General features: G+C 59.8%; 17 protein-coding genes. 10 read left to right on the top strand and 7 right to left on the bottom strand.

What is annotated here, in order from left to right; translation table 11 throughout:
- Positions 1-11 precede the first annotated feature (11 nt).
- Positions 12-1607, top strand: a complete 1596-nt coding sequence (serA, locus tag FN828_RS01225; RefSeq protein ID WP_142491556.1) for a phosphoglycerate dehydrogenase — start codon at positions 12-14, stop codon at positions 1605-1607.
- A gap of 67 nt (positions 1608-1674) precedes the next feature.
- Here serA and FN828_RS01220 read toward each other — a convergent pair whose 3' ends face one another.
- Positions 1675-2046 carry a hypothetical protein gene (locus FN828_RS01220; protein WP_142491555.1) on the bottom strand — a complete coding sequence of 124 codons (372 nt, stop codon included), beginning with the start codon at positions 2044-2046 and terminating at the stop codon, positions 1675-1677.
- 296 nt (positions 2047-2342) lie between these two features.
- On the opposite strand from FN828_RS01220, the gene FN828_RS01215 reads away from it, so the two are divergent.
- Positions 2343-3089: a metallophosphoesterase family protein gene (locus FN828_RS01215; RefSeq protein WP_142491554.1), complete on the top strand. Its 747-nt coding sequence runs from the start codon at positions 2343-2345 to the stop codon at positions 3087-3089.
- A 75-nt stretch (positions 3090-3164) separates the two neighbouring features.
- A complete protein-coding gene (locus FN828_RS01210; protein WP_142491553.1) occupies positions 3165-4340 on the top strand; it encodes an acetyl-CoA C-acyltransferase family protein in 1176 nt (391 codons plus the stop codon).
- Between the two features lie 53 nt (positions 4341-4393).
- Here FN828_RS01210 and pbpC read toward each other — a convergent pair whose 3' ends face one another.
- Both pbpC and FN828_RS01200 read right to left on the bottom strand, forming a co-directional pair.
- Complete coding sequence (pbpC, locus tag FN828_RS01205) at positions 4394-6427, bottom strand: penicillin-binding protein 1C (RefSeq protein ID WP_142491552.1); 2034 nt, start codon at positions 6425-6427, stop codon at positions 4394-4396.
- Positions 6424-11847 (bottom strand): alpha-2-macroglobulin family protein, encoded by a 5424-nt coding sequence (locus FN828_RS01200; RefSeq protein WP_142491551.1) that lies wholly within the window; start codon positions 11845-11847, stop codon positions 6424-6426. Before FN828_RS01200 ends, pbpC begins: the two co-directional genes overlap by 4 nt.
- Before the next feature lie 155 nt (positions 11848-12002).
- Here FN828_RS01200 and FN828_RS01195 point away from each other — a divergent pair, with 155 nt between their 5' ends.
- On the top strand, positions 12003-14201 hold the full coding sequence (locus FN828_RS01195; RefSeq protein ID WP_142491550.1) for a response regulator: 2199 nt from the start codon (positions 12003-12005) through the stop codon (positions 14199-14201).
- Here the strand turns inward: FN828_RS01195 and yaaA are convergent.
- The 3 genes from yaaA to FN828_RS01180 form a co-directional block, all read right to left on the bottom strand.
- Positions 14180-14953 (bottom strand): peroxide stress protein YaaA, encoded by a 774-nt coding sequence (gene yaaA / locus FN828_RS01190; RefSeq protein WP_142491549.1) that lies wholly within the window; start codon positions 14951-14953, stop codon positions 14180-14182. The two genes, FN828_RS01195 and yaaA, sit on opposite strands and share 22 nt — an antisense overlap.
- Before the next feature lie 35 nt (positions 14954-14988).
- Positions 14989-17028, bottom strand: a complete 2040-nt coding sequence (gene recQ / locus FN828_RS01185) for a DNA helicase RecQ (RefSeq protein ID WP_142491548.1) — start codon at positions 17026-17028, stop codon at positions 14989-14991.
- A gap of 71 nt (positions 17029-17099) precedes the next feature.
- Positions 17100-17387, bottom strand: coding sequence for a YggT family protein (locus tag FN828_RS01180; protein WP_142491547.1), 288 nt, complete (start codon positions 17385-17387; stop codon positions 17100-17102).
- Between the two features lie 126 nt (positions 17388-17513).
- Here FN828_RS01180 and FN828_RS01175 point away from each other — a divergent pair, with 126 nt between their 5' ends.
- The 6 genes from FN828_RS01175 (at position 17514) to arfB (ending at position 22657) form a co-directional block, all read left to right on the top strand.
- The gene (locus FN828_RS01175) at positions 17514-18050 is read left to right on the top strand and encodes an acyl-CoA thioesterase (RefSeq protein ID WP_142491546.1); all 537 of its coding nucleotides are present in this window, start codon (positions 17514-17516) and stop codon (positions 18048-18050) included.
- Between the two features lie 66 nt (positions 18051-18116).
- Positions 18117-19457 (top strand): MFS transporter, encoded by a 1341-nt coding sequence (locus FN828_RS01170; protein WP_142491545.1) that lies wholly within the window; start codon positions 18117-18119, stop codon positions 19455-19457.
- The gene (gene mepA, locus FN828_RS01165) at positions 19436-20362 is read left to right on the top strand and encodes a penicillin-insensitive murein endopeptidase (RefSeq protein WP_142491544.1); all 927 of its coding nucleotides are present in this window, start codon (positions 19436-19438) and stop codon (positions 20360-20362) included. The genes FN828_RS01170 and mepA overlap by 22 nt, the downstream gene beginning before the upstream one ends.
- The gene (locus tag FN828_RS01160; protein ID WP_142491543.1) at positions 20335-21252 is read left to right on the top strand and encodes an esterase-like activity of phytase family protein; all 918 of its coding nucleotides are present in this window, start codon (positions 20335-20337) and stop codon (positions 21250-21252) included. Before mepA ends, FN828_RS01160 begins: the two co-directional genes overlap by 28 nt.
- A gap of 65 nt (positions 21253-21317) precedes the next feature.
- Complete coding sequence (locus FN828_RS01155; protein ID WP_142491542.1) at positions 21318-21953, top strand: queuosine precursor transporter; 636 nt, start codon at positions 21318-21320, stop codon at positions 21951-21953.
- Positions 21954-22240: 287 nt separating this feature from the next.
- A complete protein-coding gene (gene arfB / locus FN828_RS01150; RefSeq protein WP_142491541.1) occupies positions 22241-22657 on the top strand; it encodes an alternative ribosome rescue aminoacyl-tRNA hydrolase ArfB in 417 nt (138 codons plus the stop codon).
- A gap of 98 nt (positions 22658-22755) precedes the next feature.
- Here arfB and trhO read toward each other — a convergent pair whose 3' ends face one another.
- Complete coding sequence (gene trhO, locus FN828_RS01145) at positions 22756-23670, bottom strand: oxygen-dependent tRNA uridine(34) hydroxylase TrhO (RefSeq protein ID WP_142491767.1); 915 nt, start codon at positions 23668-23670, stop codon at positions 22756-22758.
- Positions 23671-23760: the final 90 nt, after the last annotated feature.

The following is a 23760-nucleotide window of genomic DNA, read 5'->3' as shown; positions in this document are numbered from 1 at the left end:
GGACCAAAATCATGGCTCCCAAAGTTCTCGTCTCTGACAAACTGTCCGAAACCGCCGTTCAGATTTTCCGCGACCGCGGGATCGAGGTGGATTTCCGCCCCGAGCTGGGCAAAGACAAAGATGCACTGGCCGAAGCAATCGGTGAATATGATGGTCTGGCGATCCGTTCCGCCACCAAAGTGACCCCCAGCCTGCTGGAAAAAGCCACCCGCCTGAAAGTGGTGGGCCGCGCCGGGATCGGCACCGACAACGTGGACAAGGAAGCCGCGTCGAAAAAAGGTGTGATCGTCATGAACACACCGTTTGGCAACATGATCACCACCGCAGAACATGCGATTGCGATGATGTTCGCCGTGGCCCGCCAGATCCCCGAAGCATCGGCTTCGACCCATGCGGGCAAGTGGGAAAAGTCCAAGTTCATGGGCGTTGAGCTGACCGCGAAAACGCTGGGCGTGATCGGTGCCGGGAACATTGGCGGTATCGTTTGCGACCGCGCCAAGGGTCTGAAAATGAAGGTCATCGCGTTTGACCCCTTCCTGTCGGAAGAAAAGGCCGACAAGATGGGCGTGGAAAAGGTAGAACTGGACGATCTGCTGAAGCGTTCTGATTTCATCACCCTGCACGTGCCGCTGACCGATGGCACCCGCAACATTCTGTCGAAAGAAAACCTGCTGAAAACCAAGAAGGGTGTTCGCATCATCAACTGCGCCCGTGGTGGTCTGGTGGACGAAGAAGCCTTGGCAGAACTGCTGAAATCCGGCCACGTCGCCGGTGCGGCGTTCGATGTGTTCGCTGTGGAACCCGCCACCGAAAACGTCCTGTTCAACCTGCCGAACGTGGTTTGCACCCCGCACTTGGGCGCGTCGACCACCGAAGCGCAGGAAAACGTGGCCCTGCAAGTGGCTGAACAGATGTCGAACTATCTGCTGGACGGTGCCGTTGAAAACGCGCTGAACCTGCCGTCGATGACTGCCGAAGAAGCCAAGGTCATGGGGCCGTGGGTGAAACTGGCGGGCAATCTGGGCAGCTTCATCGGTCAGTTGACGGATGAGCCGATCAAAGCCATCAACATCCTGTATGACGGTATTGTTGCTGACATGAACCTGCCCGCGCTGAACTGTTCGGTCGTGGCGGGGATCATGAAGAAATCCAACCCCGACGTGAACATGGTGTCGGCCCCGGTTGTCGCCAAAGAGCGCGGCATCCAGATCAGCACCACCAATCAGGACAAATCGGGCGCGTTCGAGGGGTATGTCAAAGTCACCGTTGTGACCGACAAACGTGAACGTTCCATTGCTGGCACCGTGTTCAGCGATGGTAAGCCGCGCTTCATCCAGATCAAGGGCATCAACATTGACGCCGAAGTGGGCGAACACATGCTGTACACCACGAACGAAGACGTGCCGGGTATCATCGGGACGCTGGGCGGCGTGCTGGGCAAACATGGCGTGAACATCGCCAACTTCACGCTGGGCCGGGCCAAAGCGGGCGGTGAAGCGATTGCTATCCTGTATCTGGATGGCTCGCTTGACCAAAACGTTCAGGCGGAACTGGCGGCCACTGGTCTGTTCAAGCAGATCAAACCGCTGGAATTCGACGCGGTTTGATCCCTTCGATCTGATTGAATTTCACCCCGTCCGGTTTTGCCGGGCGGGGTTTTCGTTTGATCGGGTGTCAGGCGCGGCCCCGGCTGGTGACAACAACCGCCAGAAACATCAGCATCGAAACCAGCGTCAGGATTGAGCCGATCTTGGCCAGGGTCTCGCCCTGTTGTGTCAGGGCCATGACGATGCCGGGAACGATTGTTCCCAGCCCCACAACCGCGACCAGCAGGTGAAGCTTGGGCAACATACCTTGGGCCGCGCTGGGGACCAGATGATAGTAAATCGCAAACAGCGCCATAGACACCCAGCCGATCAGGTTCAGGTGCGCATGTGCCGGGGACAGGCTGTGGTTTTGGGTGGCGGACATCTGGATACCCCAGACCATACCCAACACAACGGAAACAACCGCCAATACCATGAAGTAAAACGCAATACCCTTCATTTATTATTCTCCTTGTTGGTGTAACCGTCCCGCCAGCCATCGACTGACGGGGGATTGATAAAACTGCTTTGCAATCGTTACGAACCAAGCGGGGCTTCGTTGGACGAAGCTTCATTAAAAATTTGATATTCGAAATGTATCAATTGATCTGTGTTTGTTGACCCCTTTAATTTCGGAAAATCTGTTTGGGGGTAAAACCGATCGCGTCCTGTGGGGCATTCGAAATGCCGGACATGGGATGGACAATCCGTCACGCCTGCTCCTAGGGTGCGGCCAAACCCGGAAAGGAGCGCCCGATGACCACCCCACCCGTTTACGCCGTTGGCGATATTCACGGCCAGTTCGACATGTTGCAAAGGGCGCTTCGGCAGATCGAAAAAGACGGCGGCACAGATGCGAAGATCGTATTTCTGGGCGATTTGGTGGATCGTGGGACAGGCAGCCGTCAGGTGATTGAATGCCTGATCGAAGGTCAGGCACAAGGCCGGGATTGGACCGTTCTGACCGGCAACCACGACGATTTGTTTGTTGGGTTCATGGACAGCGGGGCGGTGCATGACCCGCGCGTGAAATCCGGGGTTCCGTGGCACGGGCCGCGCATTGGTGGCTTGCCCACGCTGGCGTCTTACGGGATCGGGGGGCTGGATCGTGATCCTGCTGCGCTGTGGGACGATGCCCGCCGTGCGGTGCCACCCGAACATGTGGAATTTCTGCGCGAGCTGCCCAGCCATCTGCTGTTGGGGGATCTGTTGTTCGTTCACGCGGGTATCCGCCCCGGCCTGCCGCTGGAGCAACAAAACCGCGATGATATGATGTGGATCAGGGGCGAATTTCTGGAAGACCCGCGCCCGTACCCGTGGCTGGTGGTGCATGGTCATTCCGCGGTTGAAATCGCTGAACATCGCGGCAACCGGGTTAATCTGGACAGTGGGGCGGGCTATGATCGCCCGATTACGGCGGCGGTTTTTGAAAATGGCGGGGTCTGGACGCTGGATGCCTTTGGGCGGATGCCGCTGGAACCAATAGATCGCCAGACGATGTGACGATACGTTTTTCTGTTGTTGCAGTGCAGCATCGGTTAGGCTTCGCGCAAATCCGCTAACTGAGGGAGAGGACTTATGTCAGATATCGTAATTCTGGACGGTGTGCGCACCGCAATCGGAACCTTCGGGGGGGCGCTGGCTGGCGTTGCTCCGACTGAACTGGGCGCCATCGTCACCAAAGAGGCGCTGTCCCGCGCCGGGGTCGAACCGGGCCAGATTGGTCATGTGGTGTTTGGCCATGTGATCAACACCGAGCCCCGTGACATGTATGTGTCCCGCGTTGCCGCCATCGAGGCAGGCATCCCCGACAGCACCCCTGCCATGAACGTGAACCGCCTGTGCGGGTCCGGTGCGCAGGCCATCGTTTCGGCGGCACAATCGCTGATGCTGGGTGATGCGGATTTCGCCGTTGCCGGTGGTGCCGAAAGCATGAGCCGCGCCCCCTATATCGTTCCGGCCCAGCGTTGGGGTCAGAAAATGGGCGACGTGAACACCATCGACATGATGCTGGGCGCGCTGCACTGCCCGTTTGGCACTGGTCACATGGGCGTCACCGCTGAAAACGTGGCCTGTGAACATAACGTGACCCGCGACCAGATGGATGCCTTTGCGCTGGAAAGCCAGAACCGCGCCGCCGCCGCCATTGCCGCCGGGCATTTCAAATCGCAGATCGTTCCCGTGCAGGTGAAGGTCAAGCGCGACATGGTTGCCTTTGACACGGACGAACACCCCAAGCCCACCACAGCCGAAGGTCTGGCAAAACTGCGCCCCGCCTTCCGCAAGGACGGTTTGGTGACGGCAGGGAATGCCTCGGGTCTGAATGACGGGGCGTCGGCTATTGTTCTGGCGCGAGCCGATGCCGCTGAAAAAGCGGGCCTGAAACCCAAGGCGCGTATTCTGGGCTACGCCCATGCCGGTGTCCGCCCCGAGGTCATGGGCATTGGTCCGGTTCCCGCAGTGGAAAAACTGCTGGCGAAAACCGGCCTGAGCATCAGCGATTTCGACGTGATCGAATCCAACGAAGCCTTCGCCGCGCAGGCGATTGCCGTGAACAACGGTCTGGGTCTGGATGTGGCCAAGGTAAACCCGAACGGCGGCGCAATCGCCCTTGGGCACCCGATTGGCGCAACCGGGTCTTTGGTCACTGTCAAAGCCTTGTACGAACTGGAACGGATTGGCGGGTCCAAGGCGCTGATCACCATGTGCATCGGTGGCGGTCAGGGTATCGCGCTAGCGATCGAACGTATCTGATCCATACGGTAATATATGCGGAAAGGGCGGGGATTTCCCCGCCCTTTTTCCGTTTAATCGACCCGGATATTCACCCTGTCGGACCGGCCTTTTGCGTCAATCACGGACAGGGTGACAAACCCCTTGCCGATCCCATACAGGGCGACCTCTCGGGTACGGTTGCCGGTCAGCAGGGGCTTGCCATCTGCCAGAACGGTAAAGGGCGGAATACCATCGCGCAGTTTGACGACCAGCCCGGTATCATTCAACGGCAGCCGCGCCCCATCGGGGGGAAAGGCCAGTTTTGGGGCATCTGGTTCCTGTGCGAATACCGCGTTCCGCCCCCGGAACCGTTTCAGCGGTTGCGGCAGCAGCGCGGCGCTGACCAGCAAGGTTTCAGGCGGCGGCGGGGCCAGCGCATCCAATTGCGGTTTCAACCGCTGGAATGCGTCAAACAGGACAGGGGCGGCAATATCACCCCCGAATGCGCCGGGAACCGGGGTGCCATCGGGGCGGCCAATCCAGACGCCAATCACATGTTTGCCGTCAAACCCAATCGCCCAGGCATCGCGGTGCCCATAGGACGTTCCGGTTTTATAGGCCAGTCGGTTCGCCGGGGCGCCGGGCGGTGGGGTCATGCCAGACAGGATATGCCCTACTTGCCACGCCGCTGACCGGCTGACGATTCGCGGGCCGGGAACAGGGCCGCCCTGTGCGTGCAGCGTGACGGCCTGTCCGTTATTTGCCAGACCAGCATAAAGCTGCACCAGATCGGCAAGCGTGACACCAACACCGCCCAAGGCCACCGCCAGCCCCGGTTTGCCACCGGGCAGAGCAGGGGATGCCCCCGACCGTCGCAGTGCTGCCATCAGGCGCAAGGGGCCGATCTGGTCTGTCAGCAGCACCACAGGAATGTTCAGCGATTGGCGCAGGGCGTCGGCAACCTTGATTTCCCCCCGGAAATGCCCGTCGAAATTCTGCGGGGCATAGGCCCCAAAGCTAACGGGACGGTCGTCAATCAGCGTTTCAGGATGGGCCAAACCCTGATCGAAGGCCATCGCATACACCAGCGGTTTCAGCGTCGATCCAGGGGACCGCAGCGCCCGCGTCATATCCACGAAACCCTGCCCCTGTCCGGGCGCATATCCCCCCGATCCGACCGAGGCCAGAATATCGCCTGTCGCTATTTCAGCCGCCAGAATACCAATGGATAATTCAGCCTGCTTCCCGCGCAACGCATCGCTGGCCAGCCTTTCCAGTTTCGCCTGAAGCGTGGCGTCCAGTGTCACGTCATGGCGTTGTCGATCCGGGGCGTCGGCCAATACGCGGTCTGACAGATGCGGGGCCAGCGCAGGAAAGGGGCGGCGTACTGTCGGCACGGGGGCCATCCGGGCCGTGTGCAGGGCTTCATCGGTCAAAACCCCGGCGCGGTGCATCCGGTCCAGCACCCGATCCCGCGCGGCAAGCGCCGTGTTGCCGGGCCGATCCGGGCGGCGGGCTTCGGGGGATTGTGGCAAGGCAACCAACAGCGCGGATTGCGCCGGGGTCAGGCGGGCGGGTTCCTTGCCAAACCACGTTAGCGTGGCGGCGCGGATGCCTTCGATATTGCCGCCATAGGGGGCAAGGGACAGGTACAGGTTCAGGATGTCGGTTTTGCTGAAGCGCCGTTCCAGCGCCAGCGCCAGCCGAAGCTGCCGCAGCTTGCCGGACCATGCCCCAGTGGGACCGTTTTCCAGCAGGCGGGCCACCTGCATCGTCAGGGTCGATCCCCCCGAAACGATACGCCCGTTCAGGATTGCCTGCCCCGCCGCCCGCGCTACGGCCCAGCCATCCACGCCGGGATGGTCATAAAACCGTCCGTCCTCGTATGCGACCAGCATCCGCAGGAATTGCGGGTCGACCTGATCCATCGTGACAGGCAAGCGCCACAACCCATCCGCCACCGTATAGGCCCGCAGCAGTGTTCCGTTCCGATCCCGGATTTCGGCGGAATGCGCCACGGCGGTAACGGGCAGATCGGTGCGGTTCACCCAATCGTCCAGCGCATCCCGTGCCGCGGCCCCCACCAAAAGGACCGCGACGATGACAAAGGGGGCAAAGCGCCTCATTCCGCGATGACCACCTGACCGGCTGCGGTATTGGCCGCATATTGTGGGCGGTACATATCTTCGACCGTGGCCGCCGGGTGGTGGAACTGCCCCGGTGAAATCGCCCGCACGATATAGGCCAGTTGGAATGGCTTGTCCGAGGTCCAGTTCACCGCAGCCATAAACCGATCCGCCCGGAATTCAGCGGTTTCGGTATAGGCCGGGTCCAGCCACGCCATTTCCCGAATATCGCCGGACCGTAGCAGGTTCGGGTTGTCAATCTCCAGCCCCGCTGGCAGCGGGTCATTGACCATCAGCCGCGCCCCCGCCTTTTCAAAAGGGGTGACGGTCAGAACAACCACGATCCGGTCGCCGGTTTTCACCTGATCCAGTGTGCGCGGCGTGCCATCGGGGGTATAGTAATCCCGCTTGATCGCATAGCCATACCCGCCCGCCTGTGTCGGGGTGTCGGGAACGCCGGTGGTGGTCAGGGTGATCTGAACCGGGGTGGCGCGGGTATTGCGCACGGCAACGGGTTGGCCCACCTGTGCGTCAAACATGCGGACCAATGGGCCGGTGGCGGGTTCGCCGTCAATTTCCAGCCCGGACACACCGGGGTCCTGAACCATCGCATGAGCGGCCATCAGCGCCCAGACGCTTTCCTGTGTGGACAGGTTGCGCCCGGCGCTGCCGATCCGCCCGGCCAGCGCGGCGGGGTTTACGGCGGTGCTGCCAGCCTCGACCGCCAGTGACAGAACGGCGGCGGCGTCACGCAGGTGGGTGCCGTAATCCGCCCGCCAGACCGGGGTTTGTTCATCCGGCTGTATCATCCGGGCCGCGCGGGTAAACATCGCATCCGCGCGGGTCTGATCGCCATAAAACGCCAGCGCCGCGCCCAGTTGTGCCGCTGCCATCGGCGTGGCAAAGGCGTCGCCCTTCACATCCGCATAATAGCGCAGATCGCTCATGGAGGCGGCGCCTTCGCGGGCCAGCACCATCAGCGCATAGGCCAGTTCCTGTCCGCCGCTATCGAAATCCGAGGCATAGTTAATCCGGTTCCGCAGGTTATCCATCGCCAGACGGAAAGCCAGATCAGGCACAGGATGCCCTTCGGCGCGGGCGCGGGACAGGAAGTCCGACACATAGGCATCCAGCCATAAATCACCCGAATCCGCTGACCACAGACCAAACCCACCGCCCGAGGATTGTCGGGTCAGCACCCGTTCGATCGCCTGATCAACGCGTTTGTCGATGTCGATCCGGTTCCCCAGCCCCATCGCCTGCGCGACCGAGGACAGATACAGCAGCGGCATCGCCTGACTGGTGACTTGTTCGGTGCAGCCATAGGGATAGCGGTTCAACGCCGCCAGCAGGGCCGGTGTGTTCAGCGCCGCCAGCGGACCGGCGGTAAAGGTGGCCTGCCCGGTGCCTGCCCGCAATTCGGCGAATACGTTATCATCCAGCGTAAACGTATCCCCAGCGGCCAGATCGAACCGCCGCGTGGTGGAAATCGCGGGATCGTTCTGGCGCACTGGCACGATCAGGTCTTTGACCAACTGTCGTCCGGCGGGGGTGGTCAGTGCGATGCGGATCGTGTGATCACCCACAGCGCCCGCAGTGATGGGCAGGCTTAGTACCTGTTTGCCCTTGTCCGCCAGATCCAGCCCCGATGGCACCATCCCTGTCAGGGTGACACCATCAGCCGAAACATCCAGCCCCATGCGGCCCGCCGGGCCGGTGGCGTGGACCACTTCCAGCAGCAGGCGGGATGTGTCGTCGGGCGACAGGAAACGCGGCAGACTGGCCGTAACCACAACCGGATCACGCACCAGAACATCTGCTTCGGCCTGTCCGACGGCGGTATTGCTCCATGCTACGGCCATCAGGCGGACGGTGCCGTTAAAGGCGGGCATCTCAAAGACCACGTTGGCGCGGCCATCCGGGCCGACTTGCACAGGTCCGGAAAAGAAGGCCACCAATTCTTCGGTCGGGGGGGGCGATTGGAACCGTGCGCCCGACGATCCGTCGCCACCGGATCGCACCTGTCCCATCGCGCCATTCATGCCATCAATCAGGCGACCATAAACATCGCGGATTTCCACGCCCAGACGGCGCTGCCCGAAATAGTGGTCTGACGGGGCGGGCGATTGGAACCCGGTCAGGTTCAGAATGCCCAGATCCACAGCCGCCACGGTGACATAAGCGGTTTCGCCCGGCGCAATGCCATCCACCTGTACCGCAGCCGACAATGTGCCGCGCGGATCGGATTCCGCCGGGGCGTCAAAGCTGACGTTCAGTTGCTTTTCCGCCGGGTCGATCTTGGCATAGGACAGTCCCATCGACCGCGCCGGGTTATGCCCCGCCGCCACATCCATTGGCCGAATGACAGATGCGGTAACATAAGCCCCCGCCCCCCATTCATCCGTTACCGCCAGCGGGATCAGGTTTTCACCTTCGCTGACCTCGACGGTTTTCATGGCGATCACGCGGTTGGACAATACGGTGATTAGCGCGGTTCCGGCATAGCGTGGCACCAGCCGCAGTTGCGCCGTATCGCCCGAACGGTAATCGGGCCGGTCCAGTGACAATTCCAGAGTGTCGGGTGTGGTGGTCACATCGGCAGGGGCATACCAACCGGCATAAAAACTGGCCGACGCCGAAACGCTGGGATCGTCCAGACTTTCGACCACCAGTTCATAGTTCCCCCAATCCACATCGGCGCTTAGCGGCAGCGGTTCCGCGCCCAGCGTTGCATCGCCGCTGGCAATGCGTTTGCGGGTCGTGATCGGTTCCCAGTCCCAGTTGCCATATTGCTGATACCACTGGTAACGGCGTTCCACCCGGTTCACGGTCCAGCGGACATTCATCGCGGTTGGGGTCAGGGCGGGGGACAGCGCCAATACCTGAAGCGTAGCTTCGGTGCCTTCGGGGATCACGCCATCAAACAACGGCTTGATCCCGATCAGCGGTTTGTCCGGGGCAACGGTGCGGGTGATGTTGCGCTGCACCGGGCGGCCCGATCCTTCGTACATGTTCACGGTGATGCGGGCGGTCAGGGGGCCGTCTGCCCCGGTTATATCGCCTACCGCAATCGGGATCGTGGTATTGCCCTGCGCGTCTGTGGTGCCACCGTCGGAATATTCCGTGCGCGGGCTGAACCGCGTGTCATAGCGCCCGAATTGGTAGCCGGGGAACCCGTCCAGCGTATCGGTTTCTGACAGGGTGATCAGCCCTTCGGCCTTTAGCCCCGCGCCGGGGGCACCGAACAGATAGCGGGCCGATACCTGAATATCTGGTGCATCCGACAGGCGCAGTGTGCCCTCGGGCAGGGTCAGGTCAAAATCAATCCGCTCGGGCAGGAAATCCTCGACCAGAAACTTGGCGGTGGTCAGCGGAGCGGCTTCGATATCGGCCTTTACTTCCAGCTTCCATGTGCCGCGTGGGACGGTGCTGCCTAATGGCATTTGGAACACATGGCCCCCAACGGTATCCTGAGCAGACAGGTGGCGGGCATATTCCACCCCATCGGGGCGGGTCAGGATTGCGGTCAGCGGCAGGCCCGGCAATGCCTTGGCCACGCCATCACGCGCCAGCGCCGTGGCATAGACGGTTTCGCCCGCCCGGTATGCCCCGCGATCCGTGGTTAGGAAAACGTCAATCGGCGGGCTGGGTTCACGCCCTTCGACCCCACGATCCGACAAATCAAAAGCCGGGTCTTTCAGGGACAAAAAGGCAATGTCCTGATCACCCTGTTCCACCACCAACAGCGCGGGTGCGGCCCCGCCCGTGCCACGGGTCAGCCCCCCGGCGAATACAGCGTGGCCATCTGCATCGGTTTGGACGGTGCCCAACACCCGGTTGGCTGCGGACAGCAGCGACACCTGTACCCCATCCTTGGCCGCAGCGGATTGCAGCGACCGGACAAACACATGCAACCCGTCCACACCGGACAGGCTGCTGATACCCAGATCAGACAGCACGAACCATTGTGTTGCCCCCGGATTGTCATAGGGATCGGCCCCCGGCACGGCGGCGGACAGTGCGTAAATCCCGGCGGGCAGGTCGCGAATGATGTCACCCATCGGCAGGCGGGTGGTCATGTCGCGGTTCAGCTCTTGCTGTACCTGACCAGTGCCTTGCCATACATCTTCGGCGATTTCTTCGGAAAAATTGCGTTCTTCCCAACTGCTCAGCGGGCGCCCGAAATAGCTGTCCTGAATGGCGCGCAGCAAGTTGCGGTCGCTGACGCGGCGTAGTTTCAGATCGACCGAGGACAGGTTCACCGTTTCAATCGGCAGGCCCGCGTCATCACTACGCGGCAGAACATAGCCGCGACCGGGGAATTTTACCGATGGCGTGCGATCCCGGACGTACAGGTTCAGCTCTACATCCTTGATCAGCTTTTCACCGCTTTGCGCTGGCAGTCCCTCGCGGAAGGTCACGCGGTAACGGCTGCCATGTTCCACCCCTTCGAGGCACAGCCGGGTGCCGCTGGCCTGCACGGCCATATCGGCGGCAGGCAGGCGCACATAGGTGCTGTAATCCACGCCGGTTTTGACCAGATCTTCGGAAAATTCCGCACAGATGCGCGGCGTGGCCAGATCGTTTTCTACCTGATGTTCGGTGATGCGGAACCCGTATTTGGCAATCGCGGCATCGAGCGCGTCCTGAATATCCTGTCGGTTCGGTTGCAGCCCTTCGGCCAATCGCAACGCACGCACCATATCGCGCCCCGCGCCATAGCGTTCCAGCGCATCGGCCATCACCTGCAAGGCACTGACCTGTTGCGCCACGCTGTCAGCCCGCAGATAGGCGTTGATGGATGCCAGTCGCGCGCGTGCTGTGTATTTGCGCCGCTCAGAGCTGTTTTTTGTGTCAATCAGCAGATTCAGCCGGGCATATTCCGCCCACAAATCGCTGCGGTCCAGATGGGATACCGCCGCGCCGGTCCAACGCATCGCGTTTAGCCAATCCTGCGCGGCCCTGCTGGATGCGGCGGCGTCGATCAACATGTCCGGCGTATATTGCCCCGAGGGATGCGTGCCGCCGATCTGTTGCGCCTGATCGCGGGCGGTCTTGATGTCATAATCATTGAAGAACCCCAGATCCTTCGCCCGTTTTGCGGCCAGTTTCTTGGCCGTATCGGAAACTGGCACCACCTCGGCGGACCATGCGCCATCATAGGGTTTCTTTTCGCTGACCGAGGATTTTGCAAAACAGGATTTGGAACGGTTGTTGAACGTAAAGGCCCGGCACTGATCGTTCGACAGGCACAGATTCACACAGGCCTGATAGGTCGTGTCGAACAACGAATTCAGATCAGCGCCGTAGAAATCCACGTTGCTTGTGACAATCAGGCGTTTGTCCGGCATTTCATCCGCAGCAAAGGCCGGGGCGATGCCAATCAATGCCGTCAAAGCGGCCAGAAAAATGCGGCGCATGAATTTTCTCCTTCAACAATGGGGGGATGGTGGCATGGGGGGGCGCGTGAAATCAATGATTCAGCCGTCACGGCGCGATCACGTTTTTTAAGCGTATGTTCACGCTCTGCCGCCAAATCTGAGGCAAAGCGATTCTGAATCTCTGGGGTTGAACCATGAGCCTTGCGCAAAAGCTGGCCGAAGAAAGACGCGCCAGACTGGCCGCTGAACGGTTGCTGGAACTGAAACAGGCAGAACTGTTCGCGGCCAATCAAAAGCTGGGGCGTCATGCGCGTGCCTTGTCCGAAGAAATCGTTTCCACCCGTGCGCAGGTGGAAACGATCCGCAATGAAAATCAACAGGTCAAATCGGACCTGAACGTGGCGCATCAGAAGGTGGAAATCGCCGAACGCCGTTTGTGGCATTCCATCGAAACCATTCAGGACGGTTTTGCCTTTTTCGACGTGGACAGCCGTATGATTGCTGCCAATCGCGCATACCTGTCTGTTTTTGACGGGCTGGAGGAGGTGGCCCCCGGCGTTCATTATACGCGTATCCTGCAATTGATGACCGAGGAGGGGATCATCAATATCGGTGAATACGATCCCGCGAACTGGCGGGCGATGATGCAGAAACGCTGGGAAACGCCGTCGCCGCCTGCGGTGGTGATCCGGTTGTGGAACAATACCTATATCAAGCTGATCGACCAGCGGGGGCATGGGGGTGATGTGGTCAGTCTGGCGCTGGATATCACGGAAACCGTTCGCTACGAAAAGGAATTGAAAGAAGCCCGCGCCAAAGCCGAAGCTGCAAGCCGCGCTAAATCTGCCTTTTTGGCGAATATGAGCCACGAAATCCGCACCCCGATGAATGGCGTGGTGGGCATGGCTGAACTGTTGGCCGATACGCCGCTGTCACGCGAACAGCAGCTTTTCGTCAACACCATCAAAAACTCGGGCGAGGCGCTGCTGGTCATCATCAACGATGTGCTGGATTATTCCAAGATCGAGGCGAAAAAGCTGGTCCTGCACCCCGAACCGTTTGATCTGGAACGCTGTATCCATGAAATCGTGATGCTGTTGCAACCGTTGGCGCGGGATAAAAAAATCGACCTGCTTGTGGACTATGATCTGTTCCTGCCCACGATGTTTGTGGGCGATCCGGGCCGTATTCGCCAAGTGCTGACCAATCTTTTGGGCAACGCGGTGAAGTTCACCCAAGAGGGTCACGTTCTGGTGCGTGTCGTCGGGGTGCAGCCGGGTGACAGCCCTGACACCCATATCCATGTCACGATCGAAGACACGGGCATTGGCATTCCTGCGGACAAGGTCGATCATATTTTTGGTGAATTCAATCAGGTTGAAGATGAACGAAACCGCAAATTTGAAGGCACTGGGTTGGGGCTGGCGATCACCCAGCGCCTGATTAATCTGATGGATGGGAATATCTGGGTCGATTCCGAATATGGGGTCGGTTCCAGCTTTGGGTTCCGTATCACCCTGCCCGCAACGGAAACGATTTCCGATGTCGCCCCGATCCTGCCGGAACGGTTGAAAAAAGCGTTGATCGTGGATGACCTGTCGGTGAACCGGGAAATTCTGGCAAAACAGATGGAAATTCTGGGCATTGAAACCCAATGCTGTGCCAGCGGAGCCGAGGCGCTGAGCGTATTGGACGATACGTTTGACGTTGTGCTGACGGACCATAACATGCCGGGCATGGATGGGATTGAACTGGCCTGCGCCATTCGTGAAACCGGATCAGACGTGCCAATCCTGCTGTTCAGTTCCAATTCCACCTATGCGGAAATGGAAGCAGGTAAACAATATCTGCAAGCTATCCTGCAAAAACCCACCCCCCGGCGTGAACTTTTCGCCCGGTTGCAGGCGCTGGGGGCGGATATCGACGCCCCGGAAGCCGAACTAACCCCCACGGTTTTGCCCGATGACCGTTTGATGCGCGTTCTGGCCGCCGAAGATAACCGGACCAACCGGCTGGTTTTCAGCAAAATGGTCAAGGATGCACAGATTGACCTGCGGTTCGCCGAAAACGGGGAAGAGGCGGTGACGCTTTACCGCGATTTTGCCCCCGATCTGGTGTTCATGGATATTTCCATGCCGGGCATGGATGGTAAGGAAGCAACCCGCGCCATTCGGCAGCTTGAAAAAACCACGGGCCACCATGTCCCGATCTTTGCCATGACAGCACATGCGATGGATGGTGACAGCGAAGGTATCTTGCAGGCGGGGCTGGATTTTTACCTGACGAAACCCCTACGCAAGGCAGAGATTTTACAAGCCCTGACAGATCATCGCCCTGATGGCGCGCTTGCGCCGCACCTCCCGCCGGAAGATCAGGCCGCGTTAGCGACCTGAGCAGGCCGGACAAAGACCAGCTTATCCGCTTCGGACAGATCGGCGCTGAATCGATACCCGCCTGTGTCAAACTCGGTCAGGCTGGCGGGGTCAGTCAGGCGGCGTTGGATGATATACCGCGCCATCGCCCCCCGCGCCCGTTTAGCGTAGAAGCTGACGATTTTCGGTTCCCCGGCTTTTTCTTCCATGAAAACCGGGGTGATGACGCGTAGGTTCAGCGCGGCCAGATCGACGGCCCCGAAATATTCCTGACTGGCGCAATTCACCAGAACATTCGCCCCAATCGCGTCCCCCTGCGCATTCAGCGCCTTGGCAATATCGCTGCCCCAATAGTCATACAGCGATTTGCCGCGCGGTGTTTTCAGGCGGCTGCCCATTTCCAGCCGATAGGGCTGAATTTCATCCAGCGGACGCAGCAGGCCATACAACCCGGACAGGATACGGAAATGGCGCTGCGCCCATTCCATTTCCTCGGGTTCCAGCGTTCCCGCCTCTAGCCCGACATAGGTATCCCCGGCAAAGGCCAGCGCGGCGGGCTTTTTTTCCATGTCCCCGAAATCACGGAAACGGTCATAATTCAGCTTCGCCAGATTTTCGCTGATGTGCATCAGCTTTTGCAAATCGCCCACTGACAAATCCCGCGCCACGCCCGCCAATTCCGCCGCCCGATCCGCGAAATCCGGTTGGGTTGGGGTGATCCCGTCAACGGGTTTCATATCCATCTTCTTGGCCGGGGAAACGACGATCAGCATCGGGGCAGCTCCTGACATTATGGTTTAGAATGCTTCTAACCCGCTTCGCGCAGAACGTCCAGAAAGGCCGCGCCAAACCGATCCGCCCGCCGGTCGCCCAGCAACCGGGCCATCGCGCCCTGATCCTGTGGCCGAATTTGCGCGACTTTCGCCAGTAGCGACGCGGAACACGACAGCGGTTTTTCCACCCCGTCCTGACCGCGGGACAATTCGGCCTGCACCTCTAGCAAGCGATCATAAACCCCGCCCGCATCGCGCCCGGCTAGTTTCCGGCGCATCGGGTGAACGGCCTCGGCCGCGCCAGTGATCACCGCCAGAAATGTATCGCCGTAGCGTTCCAGCTTCTTCGCACCCACGCCGCTGATCCCGGCCATCTGGTCCAGCGTGGCGGGACGGTTTTCCGCCATTTCAATCAGCGTGCGGTCGTTGAAAATCACATAGGCGGGGACATTCGCGGCCTCGGCCAGCGCCCGGCGTTTGGCTTTTAGCGCCGATAGCAGCGGTGCATCTTCGTCGGAAACCAGCGCCTTCACCGCCGGGCGGCGGGGGGCATCGCGGATGGTGTCGCGCCGCAGGTCAATCTCTTCCTCGCCGCGCAGGATCGGGCGGGCGGTTTCTGTCATGGTCAGCGCACCAAGCCGATCAGGGTTGGGGCGGATCAGGTCATGCCCCATCATCTGCCGGAAAATCGCTTGCCATTGACGTTTATCATACTCGCGCCCAACGCCAAAGGTGGGCAGCGTATCATGCCCCTTTTCGCGGATACGGTCCGTCAGGTTGCCCAGTAAAATGTCGATCAGATGGCCTGACCCATACCATTCGTCGGTCCGCAGGATCGCAGACAACGCCATGCGCACGGGCTGAGTGCCGTCGAAAACCTCGGGCGGGGTGTCGCACAGATCACAGTTGCCACAGGTTACATCGGTTTCCCCGAAATACCGCAGCAAAGTGGCCCGGCGGCATTTCAGCGCCTCGGCCAGCCCCAGCAGCGCATTCAGGCGGGCGTGATCGGCAATCCGGCGTTCAGGCGGGGCCAATCCTTCGTCAATCTGGGCGCGGCGCAGGCGGATGTCGTCGGGTCCGAACAGCGTCAGTGTTTCGGCGGGCGCACCATCGCGGCCAGCGCGACCGATTTCCTGATAATAGGCTTCGATGGATTTGGGCAGATCGGCATGGGCCACCCAACGAATATCGGGCTTATCCACCCCCATGCCAAAGGCAACCGTGGCAACAACGATCAGCCCGTCCTCTTGCTGGAACCGGGTTTCGGTGTGGCGGCGGTCATCCGGGTCCATGCCACCGTGGTAATGACAGGCGGAATGCCCCGCCTCGCGCAGCGCCCGCGCCAGCGTTTCGGTTTTCGACCGGGTGCCGCAATACACGATCCCGGATTGCCCCTTGCGGGCGGCGGCAAAGTTCAAAATCTGCTGCCGGGGGGCGTTTTTCGCGGCAAAGGCCAGATGGATATTGGGCCGATCAAACCCCCGCAAAAAGGTTTGCGGTGCTTGCCCGTCAAACAGGCGTTCCACGATTTCAGCGCGGGTTTCGGCATCTGCTGTTGCGGTAAACGCCGCCAAAGGCACGTTTAGCGCCCGCCGCAATTCCCCGATCCGCAGATAATCGGGCCGGAAATCATGGCCCCACTGGCTGACGCAATGGGCCTCGTCCACGGCGATCATGCTGACGCCGATCCGCCGTAACATTCCCAGCGCGGACCCGGCGGATAACCGTTCCGGCGCGATATACAGCATCTTCAGCCGCCCGGCCTCTAGCGCGTCCCATACGGCTTCGGTTTCTTCGGGGGTGTTGCCGCTGGTCAGCGCCCCGGCTTCGACCCCGGCTTCGCGCAGCGCCCGGACCTGATCGCGCATCAGGGCAATCAGCGGCGAAATCACCACCGTCACCCCATCCCGCATCAGCGCGGGCAGTTGATAGCACAGCGATTTGCCGCCGCCCGTTGGCATGATGGCCAGCACGTTCTGGCCCTCGGCCACGGCCTGCACCACCTCGGCCTGTCCATCACGGAAGGCATCGAAGCCAAAGACCTCTTTCAGATAGTGCTGGGCGCCTGTCATTTGCCTCTGCTTGGCTACATTTGCTTTGTCAGAGGTTTTCCCACACCAATGCTAGTGGGGCAAGGGCAGGATCAATAGAACATCGCCATATTATTCACCAGAATGATCCGCAGCGCAAAGACGCCCAGCATCACCACCAGCGGGGCCAGATCCATGCCACCCATCGGCGGCAGGATACGGCGGATCGGGCCATAAAGCGGTTCCAGAATGCGGTTCAGGCCGTACCAGATTTGGGCCACGAACTGTTGCCGCAGATTCAACACCTGAAAATTGATCAACCAGCTCATGATGACATGCGCCAGAATGATGTACCACACGACATCCAGCACCATCATCAGGATTTGAAACAGCGACAACATAAGCAAGGCCTTTCCTTTGATCGCCTCACAGGTAAGCACCTGAACCCAAAAGGGCAAGCGTTTGACGTGTGGTTTACCTTGACGGTTTTTAACCGGGGCGACATCCGAATAGGAAAGGAGCTTTTTATGTACCCAATCGCCCGGTTCGTCAAAGAATTCACCAAATTCCGCAATGCCCCGAAACTGCCCTTCAACGGCACCCATGTGTCCCATCATATGTGTATGCCGTGGGATATTGATTTGTGGATGGAACTGAACAATGGGCGCACGCTGACATTGTATGATCTGGGCCGCATGATTTTGGCCAAACGCGCGGGACTGTTGGCCGCGATGAAGCGCAATGGCTGGGGCATGACGATGGCGGGGGCTTGTGTGCGGTATCGCCGTCGCATTCGGGTGTTTGAAGTGATCGAAATGCGGTCCCGTGCGGTGTGCTGGGACAATCGGTTTATATATATCGAACAGTCGATGTGGAAAAAGGATGGCGAATGCGCCAACCATATTGTCTATCGCACTGCTGTTACCGGAAAATCCGGGATTGTCGCGCCGGATACCGTGGTGCTGGATATTATGGGGCAGGTGCCGCAGGTGGAAACACCCGCATGGATCGCCAAATGGATCGAGGGTGAAGACATGCGCCCGTGGCCCCCAATGCAGGATTGACTTGCCAGCGTTACAATTCGCCTGTCATAACCACCTTAACGGGATGAGTACTGGACGAGGCAGAACATGCGCAAGCGCATTTGGGGTTGGTTTTTCTTTGACTGGGCAAGCCAGCCCTATAACACACTGCTGATCACTTTTATCTTTGCTCCTTATATCAAGGAATTGCTGGGCGATGGCACGGCGGCGCAATCGGCATGGGGCTTCGGGATCGGGGCCGCCGGGTTCGTGATTGCCATTCTGGCCCCCATTCTGGGCGCAATGGCGGATACTTCGGGCAATCGCCTGCGCTGGATTTGGCTGTTTTCGGGGCTGTATGTCGTTGGGGCTTTTGGCCTGTGGTGGGCCGCGCCGGGGCATTTCAACCTGACCCTGACCTTGCTGCTGTTCGCCATCGGCATGATCGGGATGGAATTTGCCACGATTTTCACCAATTCGATGCTGCCCGATCTGGGGACCGAGGAAGAGATCGGCCGCATTTCCGGCAATGGCTGGGCCTTTGGCTATGTTGGTGGGTTGTTCGCGCTGGTGATCATGCTGGTGTTTTTTGCCGAAAGCGCGACCACCGGGAAAACCTTTGTCGGGTTATCCCCGGCGCTGGGGCTGGACCCTGCCGCCCGCGAAGGCACGCGTTTCGTGGGGCCGTTGACTGCGATCTGGTATGCCGTTTTCATGATCCCCTTCTTTCTGTGGGTGCGTGATCCGAAACCGGCAAAACCACCCAAAGGGGCCGTTTCCAAAGCCCTGAAAGAGGTGGGAAAGACCCTAAAAAACCTGCCGAAAACGCCGTCTTTGTTCGCCTATCTGGCATCGTCGATGTTTTATCGCGATGCGCTGAATGGGATGTATGTGTTCGGTGGCATCTACGCCGCCGGTGTTCTGGGGTGGAGCGTCGTTGACACCGGGATTTTCGGCATATTGGCTATCATTTCGGGGGCGATTTTTGCATGGTTAGGCGGGCGTGCCGATGAAAAATTCGGCCCCAAGCCGGTGATTACCATCTGCATTCTGGTATTGGCCTTTGTCGCGGTTTCTATCGTGTTCGTGGCTCGTGACAGCGTGTATGGCATCCCGGTCGGTCCTGAATCTCGGCTGCCGGATATTACGTTCTATATCCTTGGGGCGCTGATCGGTGCGGCGGGGGGTGTCATTCAATCCGCCAGCCGGACAATGATGGTGCGTCAGGCCAACCCCGAAAAAATGACCGAAGCCTTTGGTCTTTATGCGCTGGCGGGCAAGGCGACATCATTTATCGCCCCCCTGTCCATCGGGGTGATGACAGCGGTGACACAAAGCCAACAGTTGGGCGTAACCCCGCTTATCGTGCTTTTCCTTATTGGGCTGATCCTGCTACGCTGGGTCAAACCCGAAGGGAACCGCGCGCAATGGTCCGACAGTTCTGCCTGATTTTCGTTACTGCCTTGCTGGCTGCTTGTGGGGGGGATTCCGCCCCCACAGCGACCAAGGAATTGCGGCTGTCGTCGCAACAGGAAATTCCCAAAGCGATGCGCGGGGTTACGGCCAAGTCCCTGTTCGGGGCGCAGGATCGCGGGTCCGCACAACCAGCGGAACCTTTTGGCAGCTATGCCAAGGGGTGCATGGCAGGTGGTATGCAACTGCCGGAAACCGGCCCTACATGGCAGGCGATGCGGCTGGGCCGCAACCGCAACTGGGCCTACCCGGAAACAGTGGATTTCGTCACAGACCTGTCTGCCAAGGCTGCCCGCCTGCCAGGGTGGAAGGGTCTGTATGTTGGTGATCTTAGCCAACCGCGCGGTGGCCCGATGCTGACCGGACATGCCAGCCACCAGATCGGTATGGATGCGGATATCTGGCTGTTGCCACCCAAACGGCTGAACCTGTCCCGCGCGGAACGTGAAAGCCTGTCATCCATATCCCTGCGCCGCTCGAATGGGGCTTATGTGAACGATGGCTGGACCCACCAGCATCACGACCTGATCAAAGCCGCTGCCCAAGACCCCCGCGTGTCCCGCATCTTTATCTTTCCCGGCGCAAAGGTGCAGATGTGCAAGGATGAAACCGGGGATCGGTCCTGGCTGCGCAAGGTCCGCCCTTGGTGGGGGCATCATTACCATTTCCATGTTCGGCTGAATTGTCCGGCTGGGGCCAGTACTTGCACGAACCAGCCCGCGCCGCCGCCCGGTGATGGTTGTGCGGATGCGGAACAATGGGTCTATGACATCCTGCACCCCAAACCGCGTGATCCAAACGCGCCCAAGCCGAAACCGCGCCGCGAGCTGACAATGAACGACCTGCCGGGCCAATGCGTCAACGTTTTGCAATCGCAATAGCGGCGCTGGCAGGGGGCGCGTGGTTACAGTTTGCGCCATTGGATGAAATCGGCCCGGCGCAGTTTGACCGGGCGATTGATCTGCCTGCCAACCGCAGCAATTCAGGGGGCTTTTCCGGGGTCGAGGTTTCGGAAAATGGCGCTGTCTTTTTGGCGATTTCAGATCGTGGGTATGTTCTGCGCGGGCGGTTGTTGCGTGCTGACGGGCATCTGGCGGGTGTGCAAACAGACCCGGTGCGCCCATTGCTGACGACAGGCGGCACCCCGGTGCGCGGCAAAGGCAACGATGCCGAAGGCGCGGCGCTGGCCCCGGATGGTACGCTTTACGTCAGCTTCGAGGGGCAGAACAGAATCCTGAGCTATGCGGCGGGGAAACCCGTTGCCCAACGTCGCTTTACCTCGGACCTGTTTGTTTCTTTTCCCAGCAATGGCGGGATGGAGGCATTGGCGATTGACGCCGCCGGGACGCTCTACGCCCTGCCGGAACGGATCTGGCGGCGGCGTCAGCCAACGCCGGTTTATCGGCTGGATGCGCAGGGTTGGACCGCCTTGCCGGGTTATGCCCGAAATCGGGGCTTCCTGCCGGTTGGGGCGGATGTTGGTCCCGATCGGCGGCTATATATTCTGGAACGCCATTTCAAGGGCTTAGGCTTTGCCAGTCGCATCCGATCCTATGCTATCGGACCCGATGCGCTGTATGATCCGCTGATCATCCTGACCACCCGTCAGGGGCGTCACGGTAATCTGGAGGGGCTGTCCGTTTGGCGCGATGGGCAGGGCGCGATCCGGCTGACGATGGTGTCTGACGACAATTTCCTGCCGGTTCTGCCCAATCAGGTTGTCGAATACGTGGTGCCGAAAATCCTTGCCAACAAGGGCGCAAAGGACTAAACGCCGCCCGTTCCCGATGGTCGGGAACCATGTCGCCGCTACCATGTAAAAACGGATCAAGAGAAATGAACCGCACTCATATACCCGGCATTATTGCCATGGCCGCTGTTGTGGTGGCCTCTAATATCCTTGTCCAGTTCCTGTTCGGCCAATGGCTGACATGGGGGGCATTTACCTATCCCTTCGCCTTTTTGGTCACGGATGTGATGAACCGCGTCTATGGCGCTGGCCCCGCCCGCAAGGTGGTTGTGGCTGGTTTTGTCGTTGGCGTCATCTGTTCGCTGATCGGCACGCAAATCATGCTGCAAGGCGACGGTTACACCTATCCGGCAGTCACGCTGCGCATCGCGCTTGGCTCTGGTTTGGCGTTCCTGACCGCGCAACTGGTGGACATCGCCGTGTTCGACCGCCTGCGTGATGGATCATGGTGGCGTGCGCCGCTGGCCTCTACCTTGGTTGGGTCCTCGCTGGATACAGCGATCTTTTTCACCATCGCTTTTTCTGCCGTGCTGACCGGGCTGGAGCCGTCCAACGATGTGTCCTGGGCAACCGAGGCGCTGCCGCTGCTGGGCGCTGGCCCGATGGTGCCGCTTTGGGTTTCGCTTGGCTTTGCGGACTGGCTGGTGAAACTTTCGCTCGCTTTGGTGGCACTTTTGCCGTTCCGCATCATCGTGGGGGCACTTATCCCGCGCACCACATGATTTTGTTTTGACATTCGGCATTTCTGTGCAAACCTGATGCTATCGAAACATCAGAAAGGAGGTGCTCTAGTGTCTAATGGGATCATGGAGAATGGTGTTGGGACAGTCCGGAGGATAACCGCCTGAGGCAGCCCTTGGGCAGGAAAACTCTTGATTGGTGACCATCTAACCGGGCCACCTCCTTAAATCTCTGAGGGCCGCACCGAAAGGGCGGCCCTTTTGGATTTTGCCCCCGATGTGTTCGGGGTATCGTGCCAAACAGGGCCAGCCGACCAAAGACAACCGCCATGCGTATCACCGACGACATCACCATTCAGGACTGGGAATTGACCGAGCAGTTCATTCGCGCCTCTGGCCCCGGCGGGCAGAACGTGAACAAGGTCAGCACCGCCGTTGAATTGCGGTTCGAGGCGGAGCGCAGCCCATCGTTGTCCGGTCCGGTAAAGGCCCGGCTGAAACGTCTGGCCGGTCGCCGCTGGACCAAAGAGGGCGCGATTATCCTGCAATGCGATGAAACCCGCAGCCAGTCTCGCAACCGGGAAATCGTGCGGCAGCGATTGGCCGAGCTGATCGAACAGGCGACCCACAAACCCAAGCGCCGCATCCCGACCAAACCCACCAAGGCCAGCCAGCGCCGCCGGATCGAAGCCAAGAAACAGCGCGGCGAGGTCAAGGCGTTGCGCGGCCGGATCAGCGGGGATTAACGCACCCCATCGGCGTTTTCTGCGTGGACAGCGCCCGCAGTGGATATTTTTACCAAGAAAGAGCCAGCAGGGCGGCGCATGACCCTTATGCCGGGGGATTAGACGCCGGTTTCCCCACCCAGATGGGTTTCGCCACGGGTTTTGGCCAATGCGATTTGTTTTTCGCGTTCGCGAAAGCGCGCTTTGTCCTGATCCGTGGTTTCCGTAATGCAATGATGGCAGGATACGCCCTTTTCGTATTCGGGGCGTTTGGTGTCTTCCGGCAGGATCGGGCGGCGGCAGGCGTGGCACAGGATATGGGGGCCTTCGGTCAGGCCGTGCCCCACCGATACACGCCCGTCAAAGACAAAGCATTCGCCCTGCCAAGTGCTGTCATCCTGCGGCACCTCTTCCAGATATTTCAGGATACCGCCCTTGAGGTGGTACACATCTTCGACCCCCAGCCCCAACAGGTAGTTGGTGGATTTTTCACAACGGATGCCGCCGGTGCAGAACATGGCGATACGTTTATTGTGGAACCGCTCTTTGTTGGCTTCCCACCATGCGGGGAATTCACGAAAGCTGGTGGTTTCGGGATCAATCGCGCCTTCGAATGTGCCGATAGCAATTTCATATTCGTTGCGGGTGTCGATCAGCGCCACATCGGGGCTGCGGATCAGATCGTTCCAATCCTGCGGCTCTACGTAATGGCCCACTTTGGCGCGGGGGTCCACGTCGGGCTGGCCCAGCGTCACGATTTCCTTTTTCAGCTTTACCTTCATCCGGGCAAAGGGCTGATCGGCGGCGGTGCTTTCTTTCCAGTCCAGATCGGCACAGCCGGGCAGGGCGCGGATATGGGCCAGCATCGCATCAATCCCCTGACGCGATCCCGCGATGGTGCCATTGATCCCTTCCTTGGCCAATAGCAGTGTGCCGGTCACGCCGTTGGATTTGGCAAGGCTCAGCAGCGGGTCGCGCAATGCAGCGTGATCCGGGAACGGGGTGAAGTGATACAGAGCGCAGACGATATACATATAACGCGATTTACGCATGTGCGGGCGATGTCGCAAGTGCGATCATTGACGTGGACGGAAGCGCGCCCTACCCCTTTGAGTAAAGGAGAA

Source organism: Thalassovita litoralis, from assembly GCF_900182725.1.
In the GTDB taxonomy this organism is placed as follows: Bacteria; Pseudomonadota; Alphaproteobacteria; order Rhodobacterales; family Rhodobacteraceae; genus Thalassobius; species Thalassobius litoralis.
The sequence above is the reverse complement of the archived record's forward strand: the minus strand, read 5'-3'. Positions and strand labels throughout refer to the sequence as shown.